The organism is Rhodococcus sp. PvR044, assembly GCF_040548995.1.
Classification (GTDB): domain Bacteria; phylum Actinomycetota; class Actinomycetes; order Mycobacteriales; family Mycobacteriaceae; genus Rhodococcus_G; species Rhodococcus_G oryzae.
On sequence record NZ_JBEPSX010000009.1, the window covers coordinates 11,874 to 38,306 of the forward strand.

The window sequence follows — 26,433 nt, forward strand, 5'->3', positions numbered from 1 at the left end:
GAATCCTGCCATGGCTCGGCTCAGGCGTGGACGGTCCGCCACGCGGCGGTGAAGCCCGATTCCCCGATCCCCTCGAGACTCTCCCGGTGCACCCGCCGCGGTCCGGTCGGCACCGCGACCTCGCACGGCACCACCAGGACCGCGCAGCCGGCCGCCTCCGCCGCCGCCGAGCCCGTCGGCGAATCCTCGACGGCCAGGCAGTGTTCCGGAGCGATGCCGAGCAGCTCCGCCGCGCGCAGGTACGGATCCGGCTCCGGCTTGCCACGCGGGACCTCGTCACCGCAGACGGTGATGTCGAAGTGCTCGCGCCCCAACGTGTCCAGCGCCTGCTCGGCCAGCACCCGCTCGGTGTTGGTCACCAGCGCGGTGCGCAGCCCGCTCTCGCGCACCGTGCGCAGCGCCTCCTGTGCGCCCGGCCGCCACGGGATACCGAGCGAGAACAGCTCGGTGACACGGCCGTTCACCCACGCCGCGGCGTCCGCGAGGGCGGCGGCCGTCGGATCGAGCTCCAGAGCCCCGAAGATCGTCGCCAGCGCATCGGGCCCGGAGGCGCCGATGATCGAGTGCCGTGTGCTCGGCGTCATCACCCCGCCCAGTTCGGCGGCGAGCTCGTGCATCGCGACGTCCCAGAGCTTCTCGGAGTCGAGCAGTGTGCCGTCCATGTCCCAGAGCACAGCCTTGAGATCGGGACCCGACACCGCCATTGCCGCCTCGAACACCGAGGCCTCAGACATTGAAGTACTTGGCCTCGGGGTGGTGCAGCACGAACGCATCGGTCGACTGCTCGGGATGCAGCTGCAACTCCTCGGACAGCACCACTCCGATCCGCTCCGGCTCGAGCAGGGCCACCATCTTGGCGCGGTCCTCGAGGTCGGGGCAGGCGCCGTAACCGAACGAGTAGCGGGCGCCCCGGTAACCGAGCTTGAAGAAGTCCTCGACGTCGTCGGGATCCTGCTCGGCGAGGTTGTGACCGCCCGCCAGCACCAGCTCCTCGCGGACGCGACGGTGCCAGTACTCGGCGAGTGCCTCGGTGAGCTGCACGCCGATGCCGTGCACCTCCAGGTAGTCCCGGTACGAGTTCGCGGCGAACAGCTCGTTCGCGAAGTCCGCGATCGGCTGGCCCATCGTCACCAGGTTCAGCGGCAACACGTCGACCTGGCCGGTGCTGCGAGCCTCCTCGCGCGAGCGCACGAAGTCGGCGATGCACAGGAACCGGTCCCGGTGCTGGCGGGGGAAGGTGAACCGGAACCGTTCCGGCGCATCGGGAGTCGGCTCGGTGAGCACGACCACGTCGTCACCCTCGGAGACCGCCGGGAAGTAGCCGTACACCACCGCGGCGTGCGCGAGGATGCCGTCCGTGCTGAGCCGGTCCAGCCAGTAGCGCAGCCGCGGCCTGCCCTCGGTCTCCACCAGCTCCTCGTAGGTGGGTCCGTCACCGGCCCGCTGCCCGCGTAGACCCCACTGCCCCAGGAACAGAGCCCGCTCGTCGAGCAGGCCGGAGTAGTCCGCCAGCGAGATGCCCTTGACGATGCGGCTGCCCCAGAACGGCGGCGTCGGGATCCCGATGTCGGTGGCGACATCGGAACGTTCGGGCACCTCGACCGGGACCTCGGCTGCCTTGCGCGCCTCCGCGATTCGCTTCGACCGCTCGTGCCGCGCCTTGCGTTCGGCGGCCTTTTCCTTCGCCGCGATGGCCTCCGGGCTGTCCGGGTCGGGTCCCCCGCCGCGCTTGGTCGTCATGATGGTGTCCATCAGGCGCAGGCCTTCGAAGGCGTCGCGCGCGTAGGACACCTCGCCCTCGTAGATGTCGGCGAGGTCGTTCTCGACGTAGGTCCGCGTCAGTGCCGCGCCGCCGAGCAGGACCGGGAACTGCTCGGAGACGCCCTTGGCGTTGAGCTCCTGCAGGTTCTCCTTCATCACCACGGTCGACTTCACCAGCAGCCCGGACATGCCGATCACGTCGGCCTTCTTGTCGATCGCCGCGTCGAGAATGGTCGCGATCGGCTGCTTGATGCCGAGGTTGACCACCTCGTAGCCGTTGTTGCTGAGGATGATGTCGACCAGGTTCTTACCGATGTCGTGCACGTCGCCCTTGACGGTGGCGAGCACGATCCGGCCCTTGCCGTCCTCGTCGGTGGCCTCCATGTGCGGCTCGAGGTACGCGACGGCCGCCTTCATCACCTCGGCGGACTGCAGCACGAACGGCAGCTGCATCTGTCCGGAACCGAACAGCTCGCCGACGATCTTCATGCCGTTCAGCAGCGTCTCGTTGATGATCACCAGCGGCGGCTTCTCGGTCATCGCGTCGTCGAGGTCGGCCTCGAGTCCGTTGCGCTCGCCGTCGACGATGCGCCGCTCGAGCCGCTCGAACAGCGGTAGACCGGCGAGCTCCTGCGCGCGGGTCTCGCGTGCCGAGGCCGCGGACACGCCCTCGAACAGCTCCATCAGCTTCTGCAGCGGGTCGTAGCCCTCGCTCCGGCGGTCGTAGACCAGGTCGAGCGCCACCGTGCGCTGTTCCTCGGGGATCCGTGCCATCGGCAGGATCTTGGACGCGTGCACGATCGCGGTGTCCAGGCCCGCCTCCGTGCACTCGTGCAGGAAGGCCGAGTTGAGGACCTGCCGAGCGGCGGCGTTGAGTCCGAACGAGATGTTCGAGATGCCGAGGGTGAAGTGGATGCGGGGGTGAGACGCCTTCAGCTGTCGGATCGCCTCGATCGTCTCGATGCCGTCCTTGCGCACCTCCTCCTGGCCGGTGGAGATCGGGAAGGTGAGCGCGTCGATGATGATGTCGGACTCGTCGAGGCCCCAGTTGGCGGTGATGTCTTCGATCAGCCGCTCCGCGATCCGCACCTTGTGCTCGGCGGTGCGCGCCTGACCCTCCTCGTCGATGGTCAGCGCGACGACGGCGGCGCCGTGCTCCTTGACCAGCCGCATGATCTTCTGGAACCGCGAATCCGGCCCGTCGCCGTCCTCGTAGTTCACGGAGTTGACCGCGGACCGTCCGCCGAGGTGCTCGAGGCCGGCCCGGATCACGTCCGGTTCCGTCGAGTCGATCATGATCGGCAGCGTCGAGGCGGTCGCGAGCCTGCTCGCGAGTTCGGTCATGTCGGCGGCGCCGTCGCGCCCGACGTAGTCGACGTTGAGGTCGAGCATGTGCGCGCCGTCGCGGGTCTGATCCTTCGCGATGTCGATGCACCGGTCGAGGTCACCGGAGATCATCGCATCGCGGAATGCCTTGGAACCGTTGGAGTTCGTGCGCTCGCCGATCACCAGGATGCTGGCGTCCTGCTCGAACGGGACCGCAGCGTACAGCGAGGACGTGCCGGGCTCGGGAACCGGCGTGCGCGTGGCCTTCTCGACCAGGCGCACCGCATCGGCGACCTGACGGATGTGGTCGGGCGTGGTGCCGCAGCAACCGCCGACCATGCCGAGCCCGAACTCGGAGACGAAGCCGCTCAGCGCCTCCGCGAGTTCCGGTGCGGTGAGCGGGTATTCGGCACCGTTTGCGCCCAGCACCGGGAGTCCAGCGTTCGGCATCACCGACACCGGCAGCGTGGAGTGCTTGGACAGGTGCCGCAGGTGCTCGCTCATCTCCGCGGGACCGGTCGCGCAGTTGAGGCCGATCATGTCGATGCCGAGCGGCTCGAGCGCGGTCAGCGCGGCGCCGATCTCGCTGCCGAGCAACATGGTTCCGGTGGTCTCGACGGTGACGTGGGTGATGATCGGGATCCGGCGTCCGAGCTTCTCCATGGCGTGCTGGCTACCGATGATCGCGGCCTTGACCTGCAGCAGGTCCTGGCAGGTCTCGACCAGGATGGCGTCGGCGCCCGCCTCGATCATGCCGAGTGCGGATTCGGTGTACGCGTCGCGGAGCACCGCGAACGGCGCGTGCCCGAGGGTGGGGAGCTTGGTGCCGGGCCCCATCGAACCGAGCACGAACCGCGCCATGCCGTCCCGGCCGGGGCCCATCTCGTCGGCGACCTCGCGGGCGATCCGGGTGCCGCGCTCGGAGAGATCGCGGATCCGGTGCGAGATGTCGTAGTCGGCGAGGTTGGGCAGGTTGCATCCGAAGGTGTTGGTCTCGACGGCGTCGGCGCCGGACTCGAAGTACGCCCGGTGGATGTCCGCGAGCACGTCAGGGCGGGTTTCGTTCAGGATCTCGTTGCAGCCCTCGAGGCCGAGGAAATCGTCGAGGGTGAGGTCCGCGGCCTGCAGCATGGTTCCCATCGCACCGTCGCCGATGACAACGCGCTGCGACAGCGCATCCAACAGGGCGGAGTGAAATGGGGCAGACATGCCGTCCAGAGTAGTGGGCCCCTTGAAGGACCCTGGTCGTAGGCTGGTCGGGTGAGTCCAAGCGAACCCGAAGTCACGTCCGAGCACGACGCGCCCGCGCTGCGTGACCCCATCCTCGTCGCCGCCTTCGAGGGCTGGAACGACGCGGGCGATGCCGCCAGCGGCGCCGTCGAGCACCTGGAACTCATCTGGGACGCACGACCGCTGGCCGAGCTCGACTCCGAGGACTACTACGACTACCAGGTCAATCGTCCGACGGTTCGCCAGGTCGACGGGGTCACCCGCGAGATCGAGTGGCCCGCCACCCGGGTCTCGGTGTGCTCGCCCCCCGGCAGCGAACGGGACGTGCTGATCCTGCGCGGCATCGAGCCGAACATGCGCTGGCGCAGTTTCTGCGACGACCTGCTCGAGATCATCGAGGACCTCGGCGTCACCACCGTGGTCATCCTCGGCGCCCTGCTCGCCGACACCCCGCACACCCGGCCGGTGCCCGTCACCGGCACGGCGTACAGCACGGAGTCGGCCGAGCGGTTCAACCTGGAACAGACCCGGTACGAGGGGCCGACCGGGATCACCGGGGTGCTCCAGGACGAATGCGTCAAGGCCGGGGTGCCCGCGATCTCGTTCTGGGCCGCCGTCCCCCACTATGTGTCGCAGCCCCCGAACCCGAAGGCCACCGTCGCGCTCCTGCAGCGGGTGGAGGAGGTGCTCGACGTGGAGGTGCCGCTCGGCGAGCTGCCCGCCCAGGCCGAGGAGTGGGAGCAGTCGGTCACCGAGATGACCAAGGACGACGAGGAGATCACCGAGTACGTGCGCTCGCTGGAGGAGCGTGGCGATGCGGAGGTCGACATCTCGGAGGTCATCTCCAAGATCGATGGCGATGCCATCGCGGCGGAGTTCGAGCGCTACCTGCGCAGGCGGGGACCTGGCAGCTTCGGCGGTCTGTGAGATTCGTCTCTCCCGGTCGGCGGGAGCCTCTGCGGCGGGATCGGGACAGGCCTGCGAGACCGATCACGCCAGATCACAGGCCTGTCATTCATGTCCTGACATGTACCCGATCCGCCCGGTGAGTACTTCCTGATTCCCACGTAACCTCTGCGCATCCACTTCGTCACCGGAGCGCAGCACCCTCGAATCCATGACGAGCACACGGCGGTACCTGCGCAGCGTGGACAGGTGCACCGGCGGGGCCGTCACGGACCTCGGACAGGTGGTGCTCTGATGCGACGACTGGTTGTGATCGGCAACGGAATGGCGGGCGCCCGCACGGTGGAGGAGATCCTCGCCAGAGGCGGCCGCGACCAGTTCGACATCACGATGATCGGCGACGAGCCGTACGGCAACTACAACCGGATCATGCTCTCGCACGTGCTGGCGGGCGAGTCCAGTACCGACGACGAGGACCTGATCCTCAACCCGATGAGCTGGTACCGGGAGAACGGCGTGACGCTGTACGCAGGCGACCGCGCCATCCGGCTCGACCGCTTCGCGAAGACCGTGACCTGCGAGAGCGACCGCGAGGTCAACTACGACGTGCTGATCGTCGCGACCGGAAGCAACACCTTCTTCCCGAACATGGACGGCTTGCGCGAGACCGACGGACGGCTCGCGCGGGGCGTGTTCGGATTCCGCACCATCGCCGACACGAACGGCATGCTGCAGATGGCACAGGCGGAGGACGACGTCTCGGCGGTGGTCATCGGCGGCGGCCTGCTCGGGCTCGAAGCGGCCTACGGGCTGCGCACCCAGGGGCTGACGGTGAACGTCGTCCACTCCCCCGGCCACCTGATGAACCAGCAGCTCGACGAGCGCGGCGGATCGGTGCTGCGCGCCAAGATCGAGGCGCTCGGCGTGGGTGTGCACACCTCGGTCCGGACCGACGCGGTGCTGCGCGACGAGCAGGGGCGGGTGACCGGTGTCGCCTTCACCGACGGCAGCTCCCTCGCCGCCGACATGGTCGTCGTCACCGCCGGAATCCGTCCGAACACCGAGCTGGCCCGCGCGGGCGGACTGGTGATCGAACGCGGCATCGTCGTCGACGACCAGATGCGCTGCGAGGACGAGGGTTCGGTGTACGCGGTCGGCGAGTGCGCACAACACCGCGGCGAGCTGTACGGCCTCGTCGCGCCGGTGTGGGAGCAGGCCGTGGTGCTGGCCGAGCACCTCACCGGCTCGAATCCCGAAGCCGCCTACGAGGGTTCGCGGTCGACCACCAAGCTGAAGGTCGCAGGCGTCGACGTCGCGGCGATGGGCGTCAAGGGCCCCGAACTCGACGACGACGAGTTCCTCCAGTTCTACGATTCGCGCAACGGCACCTACAAGAACGTCGTGGTGCGCGACGGCAAGCTGATCGGGGCGACCCTGATGGGCGAGGTCGGCAAGGCCGGGATGCTGACCCAGGCCTTCGACGGCAAGATCGAGCTCCCCGAGGATCGCCTCAGCCTGCTGTTCGACCTCGCCGACGGCCGCGCCGCGACCAGCGCGGCCGACCTGCCGGACGCCACCCAGGTCTGCAACTGCAACGGGGTCAGCAAGGGCGACATCGTGTCCTGCGTGCACGCGGGGGCGTCCTCGCTCGGCGAGGTCATCGCGAAGACCAGGGCAGGAAAGGGCTGTGGCTCCTGCAAGGGGCTCGTGGCCGACATCGTCGCCTGCGCGGCGGGTGGCGCACTGGTGCCGGATCCGTCCGCCGACTGGTACGTCCCGTGCATCCCGATGACCAAGGCCGAGCTGATCTCCGCGATCCGGGAGCAGGACCTGCGCGCGGTCTCCCAGGTGTTCACGGCGCTCGCGGCCGACGGCGCCGAGGACGCGGGGTCCAAGATGCCGCTGGCCTCGCTGCTGCGCACCATCTGGGGACCGGACTGGGTCGACGAGCGCGGCGCCCTCTTCATCAACGACCGGGTGCACGCGAACATCCAGCGGGACGGCACCTTCTCGGTGGTACCGCAGATGAAGGGCGGGGTGACCACCCCGGACCAGTTGCGCCGCATCGCCGATGTCGCCGACAAGTACCAGGTGCCGCTGGTGAAGGTCACCGGCGGCCAGCGCATCGACCTGCTCGGGATCCGCAAGGAAGACCTGCCCAAGGTGTGGGGTGATCTGGACATGCCGTCGGGCTACGCCTACGGCAAGAGCATGCGCACGGTGAAAACCTGTGTCGGCAGCGACTTCTGTCGGTACGGTCTTGGCGATTCGACCGCGCTGGGCATCGCGCTCGAGGACCGGTTCCAGGGGCTCGAGACGCCCGCCAAGCTCAAGCTGGCGGTCGCGGGGTGCCCGCGGAACTGCTCCGAGGCGCTGTGCAAGGACTTCGGCGTGGTGTCGGTGGGCGAGGACCGGTGGGAGATCTATGTCGGCGGCGCGGCGGGGGCCCACATCCGCAAGGGTGATCTGCTCGCGACAGTCGAATCGTCGGACGCGGTACTCGACGTGGCGGGGCGCTTCATCCAGTACTACCGCGAGGACGCGAAGTGGCTGGAACGCACATATGCCTGGGTTCCACGAGTGGGCCTGGAACACTTGCAGGCCATACTGATCCGCGACGAGGAGGGGGCCGTGGCCGGATTGGACGAGCGTATGGCCATCGCGGTCGCGGGGTACCGCGACCCGTGGCAGGAACGCACCGAACCGAAATCGCCCGCACAATTCGTGCCGTCGCTTCCGCTGCTCCCGCTCCCCCAGGTGCCGGTCCGATGACCGCGCTGCGTTCGCCGAAGTGCCCCGAGGGCGCGACGCCGACGACGCTCGGCGCGGTCACCGACCTGACCCCGGGTGAGGGCAGGGCGTACGCCATCCGCGGGCTCCAGCTGGCGGTGTTCCTGTTGTCGGACGGCACGATCCGCGCGATGGACGCGGTGTGCCCGCACAAGGGCGGCCCGCTCGCCGACGGGCAGATCGACGGCGGCGTCGTGATGTGTCCGCTGCACCAGTACGCGTTCTCCTTCGACACGGGCGCGTGCACCTCGGAGGGTGTCGGTGCGGCGCAGACCTACCCGGCCCGGGTCGTCGACGGAATGGTGACGGTCGACATCTAGGCACCTGGCACACACGACGCAGCTCAACAAGTGGGGCCCAGCCGGCGGCAGGGCCCGAAGATCCTCGGAGAGGTACCGATGCCAAGCTCAACCACGCCCGGCAGCACAACCGGAGTCGCGGGAACAGATCTCGCCGATTCACTGCTCAAGTTCGGCAAGCACTTCCAGCGCGGCGAGGCCTCCGAGGACCTGCGCACGCTCTACCAGATCGGCGGCCGCACGTCGGACGAGTTCTACCGCGATCGAATGTCCTACGACAAGGTCGTCCGGTCGACGCACGGCGTGAACTGCACCGGTTCCTGCTCCTGGAAGATCTACGTCAAGGACGGGATCATCACCTGGGAGGCCCAGCAGACCGACTACCCCTCGATCGGCCCGGACAAGCCCGAGTACGAGCCGCGCGGCTGCCCCCGCGGCGCCTCGTTCTCCTGGTACACCTACTCGCCCGCGCGGGTGCGCTACCCGTACGTGCGCGGTGTGCTGCTCGAGATGTACCGCGACGCCAAGGAACGCCTCAAGGATCCCGTGCTCGCGTGGGAGGACATCGCGTCCGACCCCGAGAAGTCCAAGCGCTACAAGTCCGCCCGAGGCAAGGGCGGATTCGTCCGCGCCGAGTGGTGGGAGGCCGCCGAGATCGTGGCGGCCGCGCACGTGCACACGATCAAGAAGTACGGTCCCGACCGCGTCGCCGGGTTCTCGCCGATCCCGGCCATGTCGATGGTCAGCCACGCGGTCGGCACCCGGTTCATCTCGCTGATCGGCGGCGCGATGCTGTCCTTCTACGACTGGTACGCCGACCTCCCCGAGGCCTCGCCGCAGGTGTTCGGCGACCAGACCGACGTGCCCGAATCGGCCGACTGGTTCGACGCCGGCTACCTGATCATGTGGGGCTCGAACGTCCCGGTCACCCGAACCCCGGACGCCCACTACATGACCGAGGCCCGCTACCGCGGCCAGAAGGTCGTCGTGGTCTCGCCCGATTACGCCGACAACACGAAGTTCGCTGACCAGTGGCTGCCGGCGCGGCCTGGCACCGACGGCGCCCTCGCGATGGCGATGGGTCACGTGATCCTCAAGGAGTTCTTCGTCGAGAAGAACACCGAACGGTTCACCGAGTACGTCAAGAAGTACACCGACCTGCCGTACCTGATCACGCTGGACGAGCGGGGCGACGGGTACGTGCCCGGAAAGTTCCTCACCGCAGCCGATCTCGGTGACTCCGAGGAGGGCGCCGAGCACAAGACGGTGCTGCTGAACGCGGAGACCGGTGAAACAGTCGTCCCCGGCGGCTCGCTTGGCCACCGGTTCACCGAATCCGGCAAGGGCCACTGGAACCTCGATCTGCACGGCGTCGACCCGCTGATGACCATGCACGAGGACCAGGAGATGGCGGCCAACGCTGTCGCCGTGGACTTTCCGCGCTACGACACCTCCACCCCGGGGGTGCTGCGCCGCGGTGTGCCCACCCGGATGGTGGCGGGCAAGCGCGTGACCACCGTGTTCGACCTCATGCTCGCCCAGTACGGCGTCGGACGTCCGGACCTCCCCGGAACCTGGCCCGCCGGCTACGACGACACCGAGGAGCCGTACACCCCGGCGTGGCAGGAGGGCATCACCGGCGTCTCGGCTGCCGCCGCGGCGCGCGTCGCCCGCGAGTTCGCCGACAACGCCGCCCGCTCAGGCGGCCGGTCGATGATCCTGATGGGCGCGGGCACCAACCACTGGTTCCACTCCGACCAGATCTACCGGTCCTTCCTCACCCTGACCATGCTCACCGGCTGTCAGGGCGTCAACGGCGGCGGCTGGGCCCACTACGTCGGGCAGGAGAAATGCCGCCCGGTCACCGGTTGGGCGACACTCGCATTCGGCTCGGACTGGTCCCGGCCCGCCAGGCAGATGCAGGGCACGATCTTCTGGTACCTGGCCACCGACCAGTGGCGCTACGACCCCTTCACCGCCGAGGTGATGTCCTCGCCGCTGGCGAACGGCACGTTCGCGGGCCGCACCGCGGCGGACAACATCGCCCTCGCCACCCGCCTCGGTTGGATGCCGAGCTACCCGACCTTCAACCGCAATCCCCTCGACCTGGCGGACGAGGCGGACCGGCTGGGCAAGAGCGCGGCCGAGCACGTGGTGGACGGCCTCAAGACCGGTCACCTGCAGTTCGCCGTCGAGGACCCGGATGCGCCCGAGAACTTCCCGCGCTGCCTGACGGTGTGGCGCTCGAACCTGCTCGGCTCGTCCGCGAAGGGCAACGAGTACTTCCTCAAGCACCTGCTCGGAGCCGATTCGAACCTCAATGCCCGCGACTCCGAGGGCATTCGGCCCGAGGAGCTGATCTGGCGGGACGAGGCCCCCGCCGGCAAGCTCGACCTGCTCACCACGCTGGACTTCCGGATGACGAGCACCACGCTGTTCTCCGACGTCGTGCTGCCCGCCGCCACCTGGTACGAGAAGCACGACCTGTCCAGCACGGACATGCACCCGTTCGTGCACGCTTTCTCCCCCGCGATCTCCCCGCCCTGGGAGACCAAGACCGACTTCGAGGCGTTCCACCGCATCGCCCGCGGCTTCAGCTGGCTGGCCGAGAAGCACCTCGGCACCAGGCGCGACATCGTCGCGATGCCGCTGATCCACGACACCAACGACGCCACCGCTCAGCCCGGCGGCCGGGTGCTGGACTGGAAACGCGGTGAATGCGAGCCGATCCCGGGCAAGACGATGCCGAAGATCGTCGTCGTCGAGCGGGACTACTCGGCGATCGCGGAGAAGCTCAGCGCGCTCGGACCGCTGGTCGAGGAGCTCGGCCTCACCACCAAGGGAGTCACCACCCATCCCACCGAGGAGGTCGAGTACCTGCGCGGCGTGAACGGAACGGTGCAGACCGGCGTCGCGGCCGGGCGTCCCTCGCTGGCAAAGGACAAGCACGCCTGCGAGGCGATCCTCGCGCTGTCGGGCACGACCAACGGACGGCTGGCCACCCAGGGCTTCGAGCACCTGCAGGAGCGCACCGGGACCGAGCTGGTCGACCTGGCCGCCGAGAACGAGGGCACCCGAATCCGTTTCGCGGACACCCAGGCCCGGCCGGTGCCGGTGATCACCTCGCCGGAATGGTCGGGGTCGGAGACCGGCGGCAGGCGGTACTCGCCGTTCACCATCAACACCGAGCGGCTCAAGCCCTGGCACACCCTCACCGGCAGGCAGCACTTCTACCTCGACCACGACTGGATGGCCGAGCTCGGTGAACAGCTGCCGATCTTCCGTCCGCCGCTCGACATGACGGCGCTGTTCAGCGAGCCCGCGGTCGGCGAGACCCACGGAAACGGGGTCGGCGGCACCGTCACCGTCCGGTACCTCACCCCGCACTCGAAGTGGTCGATCCACTCGGCGTACCAGGACAACCTGCACATGCTCACGCTCTCGCGCGGCGGCCAGTCCATCTGGATGTCCGACGTGGACGCGGCCAAGATCGGTGTGGCGGACAACGACTGGATCGAGGCGAGCAACCGGAACGGCATCGTCGTCGCCCGCGCCATCGTCAGCCACCGGATGCCCGAGGGCACCGTCTTCATGTACCACGCCCAGGATCGCGCGGTGGACGTGCCGCGCACCGAGCGCACCGGGAAGCGCGGCGGTATCCACAACGCGCTGACCCGGCTGATGATCAAACCCTCGCACCTGATCGGCGGCTACGCCCAGCAGTCCTTCGCGATGAACTACCACGGCCCGACCGGCAATCAGCGCGACGAGGTCACCACGATCCGCCGCCGCGACCAGGAAGTGACGTACTGATGAGAGTTATGGCGCAGATGGCCATGGTGATGAACCTGGACAAGTGCATCGGCTGCCACACCTGCAGCGTCACGTGTAAGCAGGCCTGGACCAACCGTGGCGGCGTCGAGTACGCCTGGTTCAACAATGTGGAAACCCGCCCCGGCCAGGGCTATCCGAGGCAGTACCAGGACCAGGAGAAGTGGAAGGGCGGCTGGACGCTCAACAAGCGCGGCAAGCTCACGCTGCGCACCGGCTCCCGGCTCAAGCGCCTGCTCAACATCTTCGCCAATCCCGACCTGCCGACTGTCTCGGACTATTACGAGCCGTGGACCTACGACTACGAGAACCTGCTGGCCTCGCCCGCCATGGACACGGTCCCGGTCGCACGCCCGAAGTCGCTGCTCACCGGCGAGGACACCAAGGTCACCTGGGGTGCCAACTGGGACGACGACCTCGGCAGCGGGCCCGAGCAGGTCGGCAAGGATCCGTTGCTGGCCAAGGTCTCCACCAAGGTCAAGCTCGAGTTCGAGCAGACGTTCATGTTCTATCTGCCCCGCATCTGCGAGCACTGCCTGAACCCGGCCTGCGCGGCGTCGTGCCCGTCAGGAGCGATCTACAAGCGCTCCGAGGACGGCATCGTGCTCGTCGACCAGGACAAGTGCCGCGGCTGGCGGCAGTGCGTCACCGGCTGCCCCTACAAGAAGATCTACTTCAACCACAAGACCGGCAAAGCGGAGAAGTGCACGTTCTGCTACCCCCGGATCGAGGTCGGCATCCCGACCATCTGTTCGGAGACGTGCGTAGGCCGGCTGCGGTACATCGGCGTGATGCTCTACGACGCCGACGCGGTGCTGGAGGCCGCCTCGGTCACCGATGACAAGGATCTCTACCCATCGCAGCTGGGCGTGTTCCTCAACCCCCACGACCCGAGGGTGGTCGCCGAGGCCGAGCGGGCGGGCATCTCCGCCGAGTTCATCGAGGCCGCGCAGAACTCCCCGGTCTACAAGCTGATCGTCGACTATCAGGTGGCACTGCCCCTGCACCCGGAATACCGCACCATGCCGATGGTCTGGTACATCCCGCCGCTCTCGCCGATGGTCGAGGCCCTCTCGGACACCGGCCACGACGGCGAGGAGGCCGACAACCTGTTCGGCGCCATCGACTCGCTCCGCATCCCGGTCGAGTACCTGGCCGAACTCTTCACGGCGGGCGAGATCGGGCCCGTGCGCGCCTCCCTGCAGCGTTTGGCGGCGATGCGCGCGCACATGCGCCGGGTCAACCTGGGCGAGCCGACGCGGCCCGAGGTCGCGAACGCGGTCCGGTTGACCGAGACCGAACTGGAGTCGATGTACCGCCTGCTCGCCATCGCGAAGTACGAGGACCGGTACGTCATCCCGAACGGGGCGGGCTCGGACGCCCACCGGCTCGACGCGCTCGCCACCGGGTGCAGCCTCGAGGGCGACGGCGGGCCGGGCATGACCGCGTTCGACGTGATGGCCGACAAGTTCCACCTCACCGAGCTGGCCGTCGACACCAATTCCGGTGTGGCTCCGGACAACAAGTCCGGCCGGATCAACCTGCTCAACTGGGACGGCAAGAGCACGAGGGGTCTGATCCCGGCCGCGGCGGGTTCCGGCACCGGGCCGGGCGCGGGCATCCCGACGCCGGGATCGGACGGCGCCTGATGGTCGCGCTCGGATTGCGCCGCAAGGTGTCCAACAAGTTCCGGCCAGGGGCGGAGGCGTCGTTGTCCGAGCGGGACCAACGGGTCGTGTGGCGGATCGCCGCCCTCCTGCTGGACTACCCGACGGAGCAGACGCTGGGGATGCTCGGCGAACTGCGCGCGGCGGCCGAGACCGTGCCGGGGCAGCCGGGCGCCGACCTGGTTGCGTGCGTGGACTTCATGCAGCGCACGCCCCGGATCGAGTTGTCCTCGCTGTACGTCGAGACCTTCGACCTGCGCAGGCGCAGCAGTCTGCACCTGTCCTACTACGCGTACGGCGACACCCGCAATCGCGGAATGGCGCTGCTGCGCTTCAAGAACGCCTACCGCAACGGCGGCGTGACGCTGGGCGACCACGAGCTGCCCGACTTCCTGCCCGTGGTACTCGAATTCGCGGCGACGACCGATGCCGCGCGCGGCTGGCGGCTGCTTGTCGACCACCGCGCCGTGGTCGAGGTGCTCCGACTGTCGCTGCGCGACAGCGATTCCCCCTTCGCTCCCGTCCTGGACGCGGTCTGCGCGACCCTGCCGGAGCTCGACACCGACGACCGGCAGAAGGTGGCGAAGATGGCATCCGAGGGGCCACCCGAGGAAGCGGTGGGTCTCGACACCTACGCGCTCGACCCCGCATTGCACCCCGAGATGGGAGAACGACGGTGACCACGCTGATGTGGCTGACCCTGCCCTATATCGCCCTCACCTCATTCGTGGTGGGGCATGTCTGGCGCTACCGCAAGGACCAGTTCGGCTGGACCACCCGCTCCTCCCAGATGTACGAGAGCCGTTTGCTGCGCCTGGGCAGCCCGCTGTTCCACTTCGGCATCCTTGCCGTGCTCGCGGGGCACATCGGTGGCGTCTTGATCCCGGCCAGTTGGACGGAAGCGCTTGGCATCTCCGATCACACCTATCACCTGCTCGCGGTCGGATTGGGTGTGCCTGCGGGAATCGCCACCGTCGTAGGCCTGTCCATTCTCGTGTACCGGCGGATCAGTGTTCCTGCCGTGCGTCAGTCCAGCAGCACCAGCGACAAGATCATGTACGTGCTGTTCATCGCCGTCATCGCGACGGGGATGTTCAACACCCTCGGCGAGAACCTGATCCTGGGCGACTACGACTACCGCTCGACGGTCTCGCCCTGGTTCCGCAGCCTGTTCACGCTGAACCCGCAGCCGGGCCTGATGGTCGGCGTACCGCTCAGCTTCCAGCTGCACGGGCTGACGGTGCTGGCGCTCCTGGCGATCTGGCCGTACACCCGCCTGGTGCACGTGTTCAGCGCGCCGATCGGATACCTGGGCCGGCCGTACGTGGTCTACCGGAGCAAGGACGTCAAGCGGCCCGGCGGCAACCGCTACTACAAGGCCTGGGAGACGGCAAACCAGAACCGCGCGTGAACACTCACCGCCACACCGCCGAAAATGTCGCGGCATCGTCACAGATCAACTAGCGTTCGAGAAGCATCGGGGATCTGTGTTGATTTGAGCCAATCGCAAGTACGTGATCGGAAAACTCGACCGAACGGATGTGGATTCATGGCAGGAATTCGTGGACCTCGGCGCCGCCGCGGAACCGGGCCCCGTCGAGCGGCAGCGATCGCCGCGGTTGCGGCCGTCGGGATGGTTCTGGGCAACGGCACCTCGGCGGCAGTGGTCAACAATGCGAACAGCCTCATCGACGGCGCGGGTAATCGCGTCGAAGTCTCACAGGGTGACACCTTCATCAATGCCGTCCCGCCACTCGACAGCTCACCGCTGAGCCGGGAGTTCTTCCACAACGGCTACGCGCAGGTCACCATCGACGGCCCCACGGCAGCCAGTTTCACCGGCACCAAGCTGTCCTTCGGCTACCAGATCGGTTACCCGGTCGCGCTCACGGGCGCGTCGGTGCAGCTGAACACCCCAGGCCTCGGCTTCGAGCTCGAGCACACGGACGGCTTCGTCCTGGGAGGCGTCCTACCCGGCGGAGATCCGGCCGAGCTGGCCATCGCGGACGAGAACCGCGCGATGTTGGCCGGTGACATCATCCCGCAGCAGAACCTGATCGTCGACCTCGAACCCGGCGGCATCACCGATGTCCCGCTGGTCAGCGAGAAGGAGTTCGACGGCCCGGGGGCCAGGATCCGGCTCGCGGGTGTGCACGGCAGTATCTCGGGGGCCCTCGGACAGGTCACGCTCCGCCCCTACGCCCGGGTCGAGACGGCGTCCGGTGACATCGCGATGACCTACGGCGCGCCGGTGCCGCTGTAGGTCCGGACACAGCGCAGCACGAGGGCCGGGGGACGCGGGGTCGCGTCCCCCGGCCCTCGTGCTGCGCACCGGGCGATCGGCCGCGAAACGCCGATCCCAATGCCCGCTAGGTGCCGTCCGGCCGCTCCCCTACCCTGTTCACGATGAGTGATTCCGGAACGTCCAGCGCGGGCCAGCGCGACGCGTTCGCGCGCGACGACCGACTGCGGTTGTTCGCGTTCACGAACGCGGAGAAGCGCGCAGAGTACCTGTGGGTACTGCGGGCGTTCGACCATGCAAGGGCGAACTATGTCGTGCTGCTGCACGCGGGCGAGATCGCCGAGATCCTCGGCAGGATCGCGGGCGACGACCAGGCGGGCGGTGCCGGCGGGCGGCTCGCCGCCGACGAGATCACGCCGCTGCTCGAGCAACTGCACCTGTGGGGTGTGCTCGAACGCAGCTACGACGGCAGCCGGGCGGCCACCCTCGCGGAATACCGCAACCGGCACTTCGTCTACCAGTTCAGCCAGGCCGGCTACCTGGCTTTCCGGGCGGTCGAAGACGTGCTCGGGGCCCGGCTGGAGGACTCCGCGCTCTCCCGCCTCGCGCTGCCCGACCTACTGGCGGACATGCGGGAACTGGCCGAGGCGAACCGGGCCGCGGACAGCGACCTGATCTACCGCAAACTCAGTCGGCTCGATGCCACGTTGTCGGACATGGCGACCAGGGCGGCCCAGTTCTACCTCACCCTCGGTGACCTGGTGCGCACCACCGAGATCACCCCCGAATCGTTCCTCGCGCACAAGGACGCCCTGCTGACCCACATGCGTGAGTTCAGTTCCGACCTCGCCCGCTACGCGCCGAAGCTCGCGGAGGCGATCGCGGCCGTCGAGGAGACCGGCATCGACCCTCTCATCGCCCGGGCCGCCACCAGCGACGAGCGGGTGTTCCTGGCCCTCGGCGAGCGCGAGGAAGACTGGAGATCCCGGTGGTCGGGCCTCAAACACTGGTTCGTCACCGAAGCGGGGGTCAGCGAATCGGACCGGCTGCGGGAGGGCACCATGAGCGCCATCGCCGCGGTGCTCTCGCTGCTGCGCCGCGTCACCGAGACCCGCAGGGGCGGGGTGAGCCGGGAAAGCCAGCTGCGGCACCTGGCAGGCTGGTTCGCCGCGGCACCGACCGAGGACGCGGCGCACGCGCTGTACCAGGTCGTGTTCGACCTCGGCAGGCCGCGGCACCTGTCGATGCTGCACCCCGACGCCGACGTCATCCCCGAGTCTCGATCCTGGTGGGAGGCCCCTCCGGTGGAGATCTCCCGCACCCTTGCCGAGACCGGCCGCACGCCGTCGCCCGGACTGCCCGGACGCGTCCAGCGCAACGACGCCAGCGTCCGCCGCCTGCGTGACGCACAGCTCGCCGGGCAGCGGGCCCGAGCCACCGCGGCCAAGTCGCTGGCCGCCGGCGGGGTCTACGACCGGGTCCTCGACGAGCAGGAGACGGAGGTGCTGTTGAGCCTGCTCAACGCCGCGCTGACCGCGCGGGTGCCGGTGAGCGGTCGGGTCAACAGCTCGACCGGTGCGGAGAACGGGGTCCGGTTGACGCTGCGCCCGCACGACGTGTCGACCACGGTGGAGACCGCCCGTGGCAGGCTGCACCTCGACCGGCTGCAGGTGAGTGTGCAGTGAGAGCGCGCGAGATCCCGCCGCTGGCCCTCGACTCCTATCAGCGGGCCGCCCGGATAATCCTGTCGAATCACCTTGTCACACAAAGCTATCCGGACCGGATCGCGCTTCCGCTGCTCCGCCGATGGGCCACCGAACTGCGCGAGGACCTACTCGAACTGTTCGGCTACCGGCTCGAGGTCACCGAGACCACAGCGCGGCTGTTCACGGTGGCCGACCGGCTCGACCCGACGGCCGCGGCCAGGACCACCAACGACCGAACCTTCGACCGGCACCGCTACGCCTACCTCGCGCTGTGCCTCGCGGCGCTGGGGCGGGCCGGAAACCAGATCACCCTGTCGGAGCTGGCGGACCACGTCGCCGCCGACGCGGCCCAGGTCGACGGTGTCGACCTGTCCACCGAGCGGTCTGCCGACCGCGACGCGTTCGTCGACGCTGTCGGCTGGCTGGCGGCCAGGGGCGCCATCACGCTCGCGGACGGGGACGCCGGCGGCTGGGCCGCCAACCCCAGCGCGGGTGAGGCGCTGTACGACATCGACCGCTCCGTCGTTGTCGCGCTGTTCCGGCCGCCGCGCGCACTCCAGCACCTGACCTCGATCAGGGGCCTGCTGTCGGGATCGGAGGCCCAGGCGGCCGACGAGGACGGGTACTCACCCGACCGGTCCACGGACCTACGGGAGACGGCGAGGCGCGTGCGCCGTTCGTTGGTGGAGCGCCCCGTGGTCTACGCGGACCAACTCGACGACGACGAACGTCTGCAGCTGGCACTGCCAAGGACCGCGGCGGACGTCGAGGCACTGACCGGCCTCGTCGCCGAGCGGCGGGCCGAGGGCATCGCACTGATCGACACCTCCGGTCGCATGTCGGACCTTCGCTTCCCCAGCACGGGAACCGTCGCCCAGGTGGCCCTGCTCCTGGCCGGCGAGATCGCCGATCGGGTGCTCGACCCCGATGCGGTCCAGCTCGTGCGGATGCCCGTGCCCGAGGCGCGGACGAGCGACCTCATCGCGCAGCTCGACAGCGCCATTCCCGCAGGAGGCATCTTCCACGGGCTCGCCGAGCGCACCGCCGAGATCCCGGTTGCGGAGGGCGGCGCAACCGAGTTGTTCCCGTTGATCGAGGACAGCTGGATCCGGCACACGGTCGAGGACCTGATTCGTCGCTACGGCAGAACCTTCGCGGCGCAGTGGCAGGCCGACCACGACGGACTGAGGCATGAGGCCGTTGCGGTGCTGGACAAGCAGCGGTTGGTACGGCGCACGTCCGGCGGCGTGCTGGCGCTGCCCGCGCTGGCGCGCTATCGCGGCGTCGTCGTGAACATCCGCGACCGGGCCGGCCAGCCGCAACTGTTTGCAGACGACCCCGAGTCGGTCGCCGTGCAGGCTCCGGTCCTGGCCCCCCAGCCCCCGTCCGAACCCGTCCCCAGTGACCAGTGACCAGTGACCAGTAGAGAAGTAGAGGCAGAATTCGCATGGCAAGCGCGCGCTTTCGCCCGACCCGGGCCGGGATCATCAACCTCTGGGACTACCGGGACCAGGAGTTCTCCTTCGCCGACGGCCGCCTGGTCCTGCGCGGGCCCAACGGTTCCGGCAAGACCAAGGCGCTCGAGGTGCTCTTCCCGTTCGTGCTCGACGGTCGCATCGAACCGCGGCGGCTGAACCCGTTCGCGGGCGAAGAGCGCACCATGAAGTCGAACCTGCTCTACCGCGGTCAGGACAGCGCGCACTCCTACGTCTGGATGGAGTTCGCTCGCGGATCCCAGGCGGACCCCGAGGCGGTCACCGTCGGCATCGGGATGCGCGCCACCCGGCAGAACGACAAGGTCACCCGGTGGCATTTCGTCGCGGACGGGCGAGTGGGCGTCGATTTCTCCCTGCTCGGCGACGACGACCGCCCGCTGACCAAGCGGCAGCTCGCCGATCAGATCGGCACCGACGCGATCACCGACCGGCCCACCGACTATCGGGCCGCGATCGATGCCCGGCTCTTCGGCCTCGGCGCCGAACGCTACGACCAGCTGATCAACCTGATCCTCACCCTGCGCCGGCCGCAGCTGGCGAAGAACCTCGACCCGAAGGGACTGTCGCAGGCCCTCACCGACGGTCTGCGCCCCCTCGATTCCCAGTTGGTGCTCGAGGCAGCGCGCTCGTTCAGTGACATGGAAGAGGTCGGTCGCGCGCTCGAGGGTCTGGCCGCCGCGGACCACGCCGCACAGGGCTTCGTCACCGTGTACACCAAGTACCTCCGCCAGCAAGCCCGAGCGGACATCGAGCAGGTGTCGAGGCGGCTCGAGGCGGTCGACCAGGGCGTCCTCACGCTGTCCGAGGCTGCCGGTCTACAGGAGCAGCGGCGGAAGGATCGGGTCTCGGCACAGGCACGGTACGAGGCCGCCGAGCACGAACTGGACATGGCCAAGGCAGAGAAGGATGCGCTCGAGCAGTCCAACGCCTACACCGGCAAGCAACAACTCGACGACCTCGCCGCGGTCGTCGCCGAACTCAAACAGTCCACCGACAAGCAGTCCGACAAGGCACAGAAGGCGCAGGCCAGCCTCGAGCAACGCGCCGACGACGCCGCGAAGTCCGCCGCCGCGGTCACCAGGACGTTGGAGACCCTCGCCAGGTCGGAGGACGAATTGCAGTCCGCCGCAGAGGATGCCGGGATCGCGTGGACTCCGCTGCCCGCCACCGCACGGGCCGATCAGATCACCGCCGCCGTGCGCGGACACGCCGAGGAGCGTGACGGCGACGTGCGGACCGTGCGGGCCGCGGTGGCCACAGTCGAGAAGGCACAGACCGAGCGGGAGCGGGCACAGCACGCTGCGGACCGTGGACGCGAGCTGCTCGAGTCCGCGACCGCCGCGGTGTCCGAGGCGGAGGCCGCGGCCGCACTGGCGCGCAGCGAATGCGCCGCCGCGGTCCGCTCGTGGTGGACTGCGAACTCCCGCCTGTACGCGTCGATTGGCGTGAACAGCGACCTATTCGTCGCGCTGAACGACACTGTCGCGGAAATCGGGGACGACGACGCCTCCGGGTTTGCACCGGTGCTGAGCGAGCACACCGAGGATCAGATCGAGACAGTCCGCTCCCACCGCAGGCAGTCGGAGATCGAGGCCGAGCAGGCAGCCGCGAGCATCGCCGAACTGACCGAGGCCAGGACCCGGATCTCCGCCGAACGTGACGACGCGCCACCCGGATTCGCGGCGCGCACCGGCTCCCGCGAGGGCCTGGTGGGGGCGCCGTTGTGGCGCCTGGTGCGCTTCGCCGACAACGTCGACGAAGCCGAAGCGGCAGGCGTGGAAGCTGCTCTACAGGCCGCGAACCTGCTCGACGGCTGGGTATACGGCGGCGACGGCACCCCGCCGGATGCGGAGTCGGAGCAGTACCTCTCCGCCCTCGCCAAGAATCAACGACCGTCCGGTCCGACCCTCGCGGACGTGTTGCTCGTCGAACCCGAGGCGGGCGTCCCCGAGGACAGGGTTGCCACATTGCTGTCCTCGATCGCGCTGCGACGCGACGCGACGGCACCCGGGACGGGCGTCGCGGTCGGGGTGGACGGCCGGTTCTGGCAGGGTGTGCAGCAGGGCAGGCACGTCAAACCCGAGGCGGAGTACATCGGCGCGACCGCCCGCGCACGCCGCAGGCAGCAGCGCCTCGCCGAGATCGACGCCGCGCTGGATCAGAACCGCCACGCCGAGGACACCGCACGCACCGCGCAGCTGGCGGCGAGCGAGCTGCTCGCCTCGCTGGCAGCGGCCGCGAAGTCCTTGCCGCGCACCGCGGCCGTGCACAGCGCACTCCGCGCGGTTGCCGTTGCGGCGGGCGCGCGGCGGACCCGCTCCGAGGCGGCGGCCGCTTCCCAACGCGAACTCGACCAGGCCATCGCGGACCTGAGCACCAAGGAGAAACAGCTGCGGGAAACCGCGGTCTCGCACCGCACCCCGAATCAGGCACGGGACCTCGATTCGCTGGCCGCGGCGATCCGGCACTTCGAGAAACAGGGTGACCTGGTACTGCGCTGTAGGCGGGATCGGGAGAAGGAGCTCGAGCACCAGCGCGAAGCGGACGACCGGCACGCAGAGGCCCGTGACGTCGCCGAGGAGTTCGCCGAGGAGACCGCAGTCGCCCAGGAGAAGCTGGCTCAGCAGATCCAGCGCCTGGCCACGTTGCGCGACGCACTCGGAGCCTCGACGGAACAGATCGACGCAGACCTCGAGCGGGCTCGGGCACGGATCGAGGCCTGCACCGGCGAGCAACGGGCGGCACGAAAGGCGCACGAGTCCGCGGTCGAACAGATCGGCAAGGCCGAGGGCGCGTACAACACCGCCGTAGAGGCACTCCGGAGCGCCCTCACCGAGAGTCGTTCGGACGCCGACCGTCTGGCCCCGTACGCCCGGCGCGACCTCCTCGAACTCCTCGGGGTCTCCGGCGGCCACTCGTGGCCGGCCAGCGACGCGGCCTGGCTCAGCACGGATCAGTTGCTGTACACGATCGAGGGGAATCCGGGTGAGCGCGGCGCGGTGCTGCCCCCGGAGGTCGACGCCCTCTATCGCGCGATGTCCGGCGCGACGGAATCGGTGCGGGTGACCGAGAGCGCGGGAAAGTCGACGCGGACTGCGCTCACCGCCGCCCTGCAGGACTTCGACGCTCAACTCGCCTCCGCGGGCCAGGACTATCGCCTGCAATGGGACGCACCCGACGGGGTGACCACCGTTCAGGTGCAGGACGACCAGGGCCACTCGTCGATCGGCGAGTTCGCGGCCCGGATCCGCCAGGCCCGACAAGATCAGGAGCTGCTGCTCACCGAGGCGGAACGGCGAATTCTCGAAGACGCCCTGCTGACCGGTCTGGCGCAGCAGATCCACGAGCGCACGGTCGACGCCCGTGACCTGATCGCACAGATGAGCGCCGAGATGCGCGAACGCCGTATGTCCTCCGGCAACACCATCGGAGTGCACTGGGTGCTGGCCGACAACCTCGACGAGAGCTCGAGGGCGATCTCGAAGCTTCTCGACCGCGATGCCTCGGCGCTCGGCCCCGATGAACTTGCCACCATGCGAGCGCATTTCGCGACACAGATCCGGATTGCACGAGCTGCGCATCCGGAGCGCTCGTACCCTGAGATCCTCGAGGGCGCGCTCGATTACCGTCGATGGCGCGTCTTCTCCTTCACGCTCATCGGAGGCGACGGCAGCGAGGATCGGCTCACGGTGGCTCGGCACGGGGCCCTCTCGGGCGGCGAGCAGTCGGTGTCGCTGCACCTGCCGCTGTTCGCGGCCGCACACGTGATGCTGTCCTCGGCGGACCCGCACTCGCCACGACTGCTCGGCCTCGACGAGGCGTTCGCCGGAGTCGACGACAACGGCCGCAGCGAATTGCTCGGCCTCAGTGTGCAGTTCGATCTGGACCTGTTCATGACCGGATACGACCTGTGGGTGACCTATGCCGGGGTGCCGGGATGCGCGCACTACGACCTGGCTCATTCGACCGCGGAGCAGACCGTGAGCGCCGCCCTGTTGGTGTGGGCCGACGGTGAGCTGCTCGCCGAGCACGACGGCAGCGACCTCGCGGCCGCGCTCGGGTCGCCGCTGCGGCGCCGGGTCCTCACGTCGGCAGAGGGCAGCCTGCAGTTCGCGGAGGTGTGAGCATGGGTCGCTGGGAAGGAACGCCCGAGTTGGAGGTACTGCTCGGCGCGGCGCGAAAGAGCCTGGAGGGAAACTGGCTGCGGGTGGAGGGGCCGATCAATGTCCATGCCTCCCCGGACGCACCGAATCTCTACCAGCTTTTCCCCGCGATCCGTGGGGGTCGTCCGCAACGCTCGAAGACCTTCAAAGTCGAGCTCGTGGAACTCGATGAATGGTTGCGCCGACCACTCAATGGTGGACGTTCGCTCCTCGACACGTTGGCCCCGTTGCGCAACCTGAAACTGGACAGGGCGGAGTCCGAGGCATATCGGGACAAGGCCGAACGCGAGGTGCGCGACATCCTGGGTGACGGCGCTTACGAACCGTGGCTCGAATGGCTCCGAAAGCGCGGCGCCCTCACCCGGTATGCCCAGACACGGGTGTTGCTCGACGCCGCTCGAGTGCTCACCCGACTCCCCGCTGCCGGTATCTCGCTGACCGAACTTGCCGAGGCCGCGACCGGCAACACCAAGGCGCTGAGCAAGGGTCCGATCGAGGGCCTGGTGCTTCGCGCGCTCGCGACGGAAAGTGCTGAGCCCTATCCAGATTCCGCCGAGCAGAGGCGGGCACTATGGGAGTCGAACGGCGTCGCCCCGGACACCCTTTCAAGTCAGGTGATCGGCCTGGGCCTGCGTTCCCGCGACGACCACTTTGTCGGACGGTGGATGAACGCGTGTGCCGATGCGGGTGCGCCATTCGTTGTCACGCTCGACCATCTGATCCGCCATTCGGTGAAACTCACCGGCGCACCGGTCTACGTCTGTGAGAATCCGGCAGTCCTCGCCGCTGTGGGACGATCCCTGGGTTCGCGCGCGCCTGCGATGATCTGCACCCAGGGCCTGCCATCTGCCGCGGCACGACGCCTGCTGGACGCGGTGCCCGGACCCATCCACTGGCGGGGCGACTTCGATTGGACCGGAATCCGCACGACAGCGGACGCGATGAAGCGGTACCGCGCGACACCGTGGCTGATGGATGCCGCAACCTATCGCGAGGCACTGGGCAGGGGCATGTCGGAGAAATTCAAGGACAAGGATCGCCCCTGCCCGTCACCGTGGGACCCGGATCTCTCCGTGGCGATGCTCGACGAGGGGACGGCCGTCATGGAGGAGCGCATCATTCCCGAACTGCTCAAGGACCTTTCGGCCAGGGGAGCTCCCTGAGCACACGGCAGGGGTTGCCTGCCGCGAACACCCGCGGCGGCACGTCCTTGGTCACCACGGAGCCCGCGCCGATCACCGTGCCGTCCCCGATGCTCACGCCGGGACAGACGATCACTCCACCGCCCAGCCAGACGTTGTCGCCGATCACGACCGGCGCGGCCGACTCCCACCGCTGCCGCCGCGCCTCGTGGTCCTCCATCGGGTGCAACGCGGTGAGCAGCTGGGCACGGGGGCCGATCGACACGTCGTTCCCGATCGTGATCGGCGCGCAGTCTATCAGGATGGCGTCGTAGTTCAGGAAGCTGTTCGAGCCGATCGTGATCAGCGATCCGTAGTCGCACTGGAATCGCGGCATGATCCAGGACCCCTCGCCGATCGAGCCCAGGAGCCGCGTGAGCAGGTCGAACCTCAGCGAATCCTCATCGGCCCCAGTGGCATTGAACTGATCGAGCAGGCGCTGGCAGGCCTTCCGCTCCGCGACCAGGTCGGCGTCGCTGTCGCGATAGAGCTCGCCACGCAGCATTCGATCTCGTTGTTCCCCCATGACGCCGACCCTAGCCGACGGCACGGGGTGCCGGTCAGCGCAGCGAGACCCCGAGCAGTCCGTCGACGGCGTCCGCGAGCGCGCCGGGCGCCGAGGCGTCCGAGCCGCCGTGGTCCACGGCCCACCGGGCCCAGGCGTCCACGGCGTCGATCGCCTTCGGGGTGTCCAGGTCGTCCGCCAGATGCTGACGCAGCCGGGCGATGGTGTCGTCCGCGGACTGCGCCGACCCCAGCGCGGCGGCTCGACGCCACAGCGCGAGACGCTTCTCGGCCTCGGCGAGCACGTCGCCCGTCCAGGCCCGGTCGGTGCGGTAGTGCCCGGACAGCAGGCCCAGCCTGATCGCCATCGGATCGACGCCCTCGCCGCGCAGCTTCGACACGAACACCAGATTGCCGCGGCTCTTCGACATCTTCTCGCCGTCGAGGCCGATCATCCCGGTGTGCACGTAGTGCCGCGCGAATCGACGGTCCAGCACAAGCGATTCGGCGTGCGCGGCCGAGAACTCGTGGTGCGGGAAGATCAGATCGCTGCCGCCACCCTGGACATCGAAGCCCGAGCCGATCCGGTTCAGCGCGATCGCGGAGCACTCGATGTGCCAGCCCGGCCTGCCCGGACCGAACGGCGACGGCCAGGACGGCTCGCCCGGTCGCTCGGCGCGCCAGACCAGCGCATCGAGCCGGTCCTGCTTCCCGGCCCGCTCGGGATCTCCCCCGCGCTCGGCGAAGAACCGCTCCATGGTGTCGCGGTCGTACCCGGACTCGTAGCCGAACTGCTCGGTGGCGTTCGCCCGGAAGTAGACGTCCGGGTACTCCTCGTCGTCGACCACGTACGCGGCGCCCGCGGCGAGCAGCTTCTCGACCATCTCGACGACCTCGTTCACCGATTCCACGGCGCCGATGTAGTCGCGGGGCGGCAGCACCCGCAGCGCCTCCATGTCCTCGCGGAACAGCGCCGTCTCCCGCATGCCGAGGACCACCCAGTCCTCGCCGTCACGGGCAGCGCGCTCGAAGAGCGGGTCGTCGACGTCGGTCACGTTCTGCACGTAGTGCACGTCGTGCCCGCCGTCGCGCCAGAGGCGATTGACGAGGTCGAACGTCAGGTAGGTGGCCGCGTGCCCGAGGTGCGTGGCGTCGTAGGGGGTGATCCCGCACACGTACATGGTGGCGGTCTCGCCCGGGGTGACGGGCCGGACCCGGCGGTCCGCGGTGTCGAAGAGCCGCAGCGGCGGCCCCTGACCGGGAACGGAGGGAACGGCTGTGTCGGACCAGGACTGCATACGGACGAGCCTATCGGAGGGTCAGAAGTCGCC

General features: G+C 68.8%; 16 protein-coding genes. 12 read left to right on the forward strand and 4 right to left on the reverse strand.

The annotated features are described in order from the left end of the window. Positions 1–20: 20 nt before the first annotated feature. Together ABIC28_RS19760 and metH are read right to left on the reverse strand one after the other, a co-directional pair. Entirely contained in the window at positions 21–734 is a 714-nt protein-coding gene (locus ABIC28_RS19760; protein ID WP_374102881.1) for an HAD family hydrolase, read from the reverse strand. Next, positions 727–4,296, reverse strand: a complete 3,570-nt coding sequence (gene metH, locus ABIC28_RS19765) for a methionine synthase (RefSeq protein ID WP_354580458.1) — start codon at positions 4,294–4,296, stop codon at positions 727–729. Before metH ends, ABIC28_RS19760 begins: the two co-directional genes overlap by 8 nt. A 51-nt stretch (positions 4,297–4,347) precedes the next feature. Here metH and ABIC28_RS19770 point away from each other — a divergent pair, with 51 nt between their 5' ends. From ABIC28_RS19770 to ABIC28_RS19825, 12 genes are all read left to right on the forward strand, one after another. Further along, on the forward strand, positions 4,348–5,244 hold the full coding sequence (locus ABIC28_RS19770; RefSeq protein WP_027501842.1) for a PAC2 family protein: 897 nt from the start codon (positions 4,348–4,350) through the stop codon (positions 5,242–5,244). Between the two features lie 273 nt (positions 5,245–5,517). After that, positions 5,518–7,995, forward strand: coding sequence for a nitrite reductase large subunit NirB (nirB, locus tag ABIC28_RS19775; RefSeq protein ID WP_209926393.1), 2,478 nt, complete (start codon positions 5,518–5,520; stop codon positions 7,993–7,995). Beyond that, positions 7,992–8,333, forward strand: a complete 342-nt coding sequence (locus ABIC28_RS19780) for a Rieske (2Fe-2S) protein (protein WP_209926391.1) — start codon at positions 7,992–7,994, stop codon at positions 8,331–8,333. Before nirB ends, ABIC28_RS19780 begins: the two co-directional genes overlap by 4 nt. A 78-nt stretch (positions 8,334–8,411) precedes the next feature. Further along, positions 8,412–12,125: a nitrate reductase subunit alpha gene (locus tag ABIC28_RS19785; RefSeq protein WP_209926388.1), complete on the forward strand. Its 3,714-nt coding sequence runs from the start codon at positions 8,412–8,414 to the stop codon at positions 12,123–12,125. 8 nt (positions 12,126–12,133) lie between these two features. Further along, positions 12,134–13,792, forward strand: a complete 1,659-nt coding sequence (gene narH, locus ABIC28_RS19790) for a nitrate reductase subunit beta (RefSeq protein ID WP_374102914.1) — start codon at positions 12,134–12,136, stop codon at positions 13,790–13,792. Beyond that, positions 13,792–14,490, forward strand: a complete 699-nt coding sequence (gene narJ / locus ABIC28_RS19795) for a nitrate reductase molybdenum cofactor assembly chaperone (RefSeq protein WP_209926381.1) — start codon at positions 13,792–13,794, stop codon at positions 14,488–14,490. Before narH ends, narJ begins: the two co-directional genes overlap by 1 nt. Further along, positions 14,487–15,221 carry a respiratory nitrate reductase subunit gamma gene (gene narI / locus ABIC28_RS19800; protein WP_354580462.1) on the forward strand — a complete coding sequence of 245 codons (735 nt, stop codon included), beginning with the start codon at positions 14,487–14,489 and terminating at the stop codon, positions 15,219–15,221. Before narJ ends, narI begins: the two co-directional genes overlap by 4 nt. A gap of 138 nt (positions 15,222–15,359) precedes the next feature. Further along, entirely contained in the window at positions 15,360–16,073 is a 714-nt protein-coding gene (locus ABIC28_RS19805) for an MspA family porin (RefSeq protein WP_097209784.1), read from the forward strand. Between the two features lie 143 nt (positions 16,074–16,216). Further along, a complete protein-coding gene (locus ABIC28_RS19810; RefSeq protein WP_097209785.1) occupies positions 16,217–17,737 on the forward strand; it encodes a TIGR02677 family protein in 1,521 nt (506 codons plus the stop codon). Further along, complete coding sequence (locus tag ABIC28_RS19815) at positions 17,734–19,170, forward strand: TIGR02678 family protein (RefSeq protein ID WP_354580465.1); 1,437 nt, start codon at positions 17,734–17,736, stop codon at positions 19,168–19,170. Before ABIC28_RS19810 ends, ABIC28_RS19815 begins: the two co-directional genes overlap by 4 nt. A gap of 35 nt (positions 19,171–19,205) precedes the next feature. Then, entirely contained in the window at positions 19,206–23,378 is a 4,173-nt protein-coding gene (locus ABIC28_RS19820) for a TIGR02680 family protein (RefSeq protein WP_354580467.1), read from the forward strand. Positions 23,379–23,407: 29 nt separating this feature from the next. Continuing rightward, on the forward strand, positions 23,408–24,580 hold the full coding sequence (locus ABIC28_RS19825) for a TIGR02679 family protein (protein WP_354580469.1): 1,173 nt from the start codon (positions 23,408–23,410) through the stop codon (positions 24,578–24,580). On the opposite strand, the gene ABIC28_RS19830 is transcribed toward ABIC28_RS19825, so the two are convergent. Together ABIC28_RS19830 and mshC are read right to left on the reverse strand one after the other, a co-directional pair. Next, entirely contained in the window at positions 24,549–25,124 is a 576-nt protein-coding gene (locus ABIC28_RS19830) for a sugar O-acetyltransferase (RefSeq protein ID WP_354580471.1), read from the reverse strand. The two genes, ABIC28_RS19825 and ABIC28_RS19830, sit on opposite strands and share 32 nt — an antisense overlap. A 34-nt stretch (positions 25,125–25,158) precedes the next feature. Continuing rightward, positions 25,159–26,400, reverse strand: coding sequence for a cysteine--1-D-myo-inosityl 2-amino-2-deoxy-alpha-D-glucopyranoside ligase (gene mshC, locus ABIC28_RS19835; protein WP_269590100.1), 1,242 nt, complete (start codon positions 26,398–26,400; stop codon positions 25,159–25,161). Positions 26,401–26,433 lie beyond the last annotated feature (33 nt).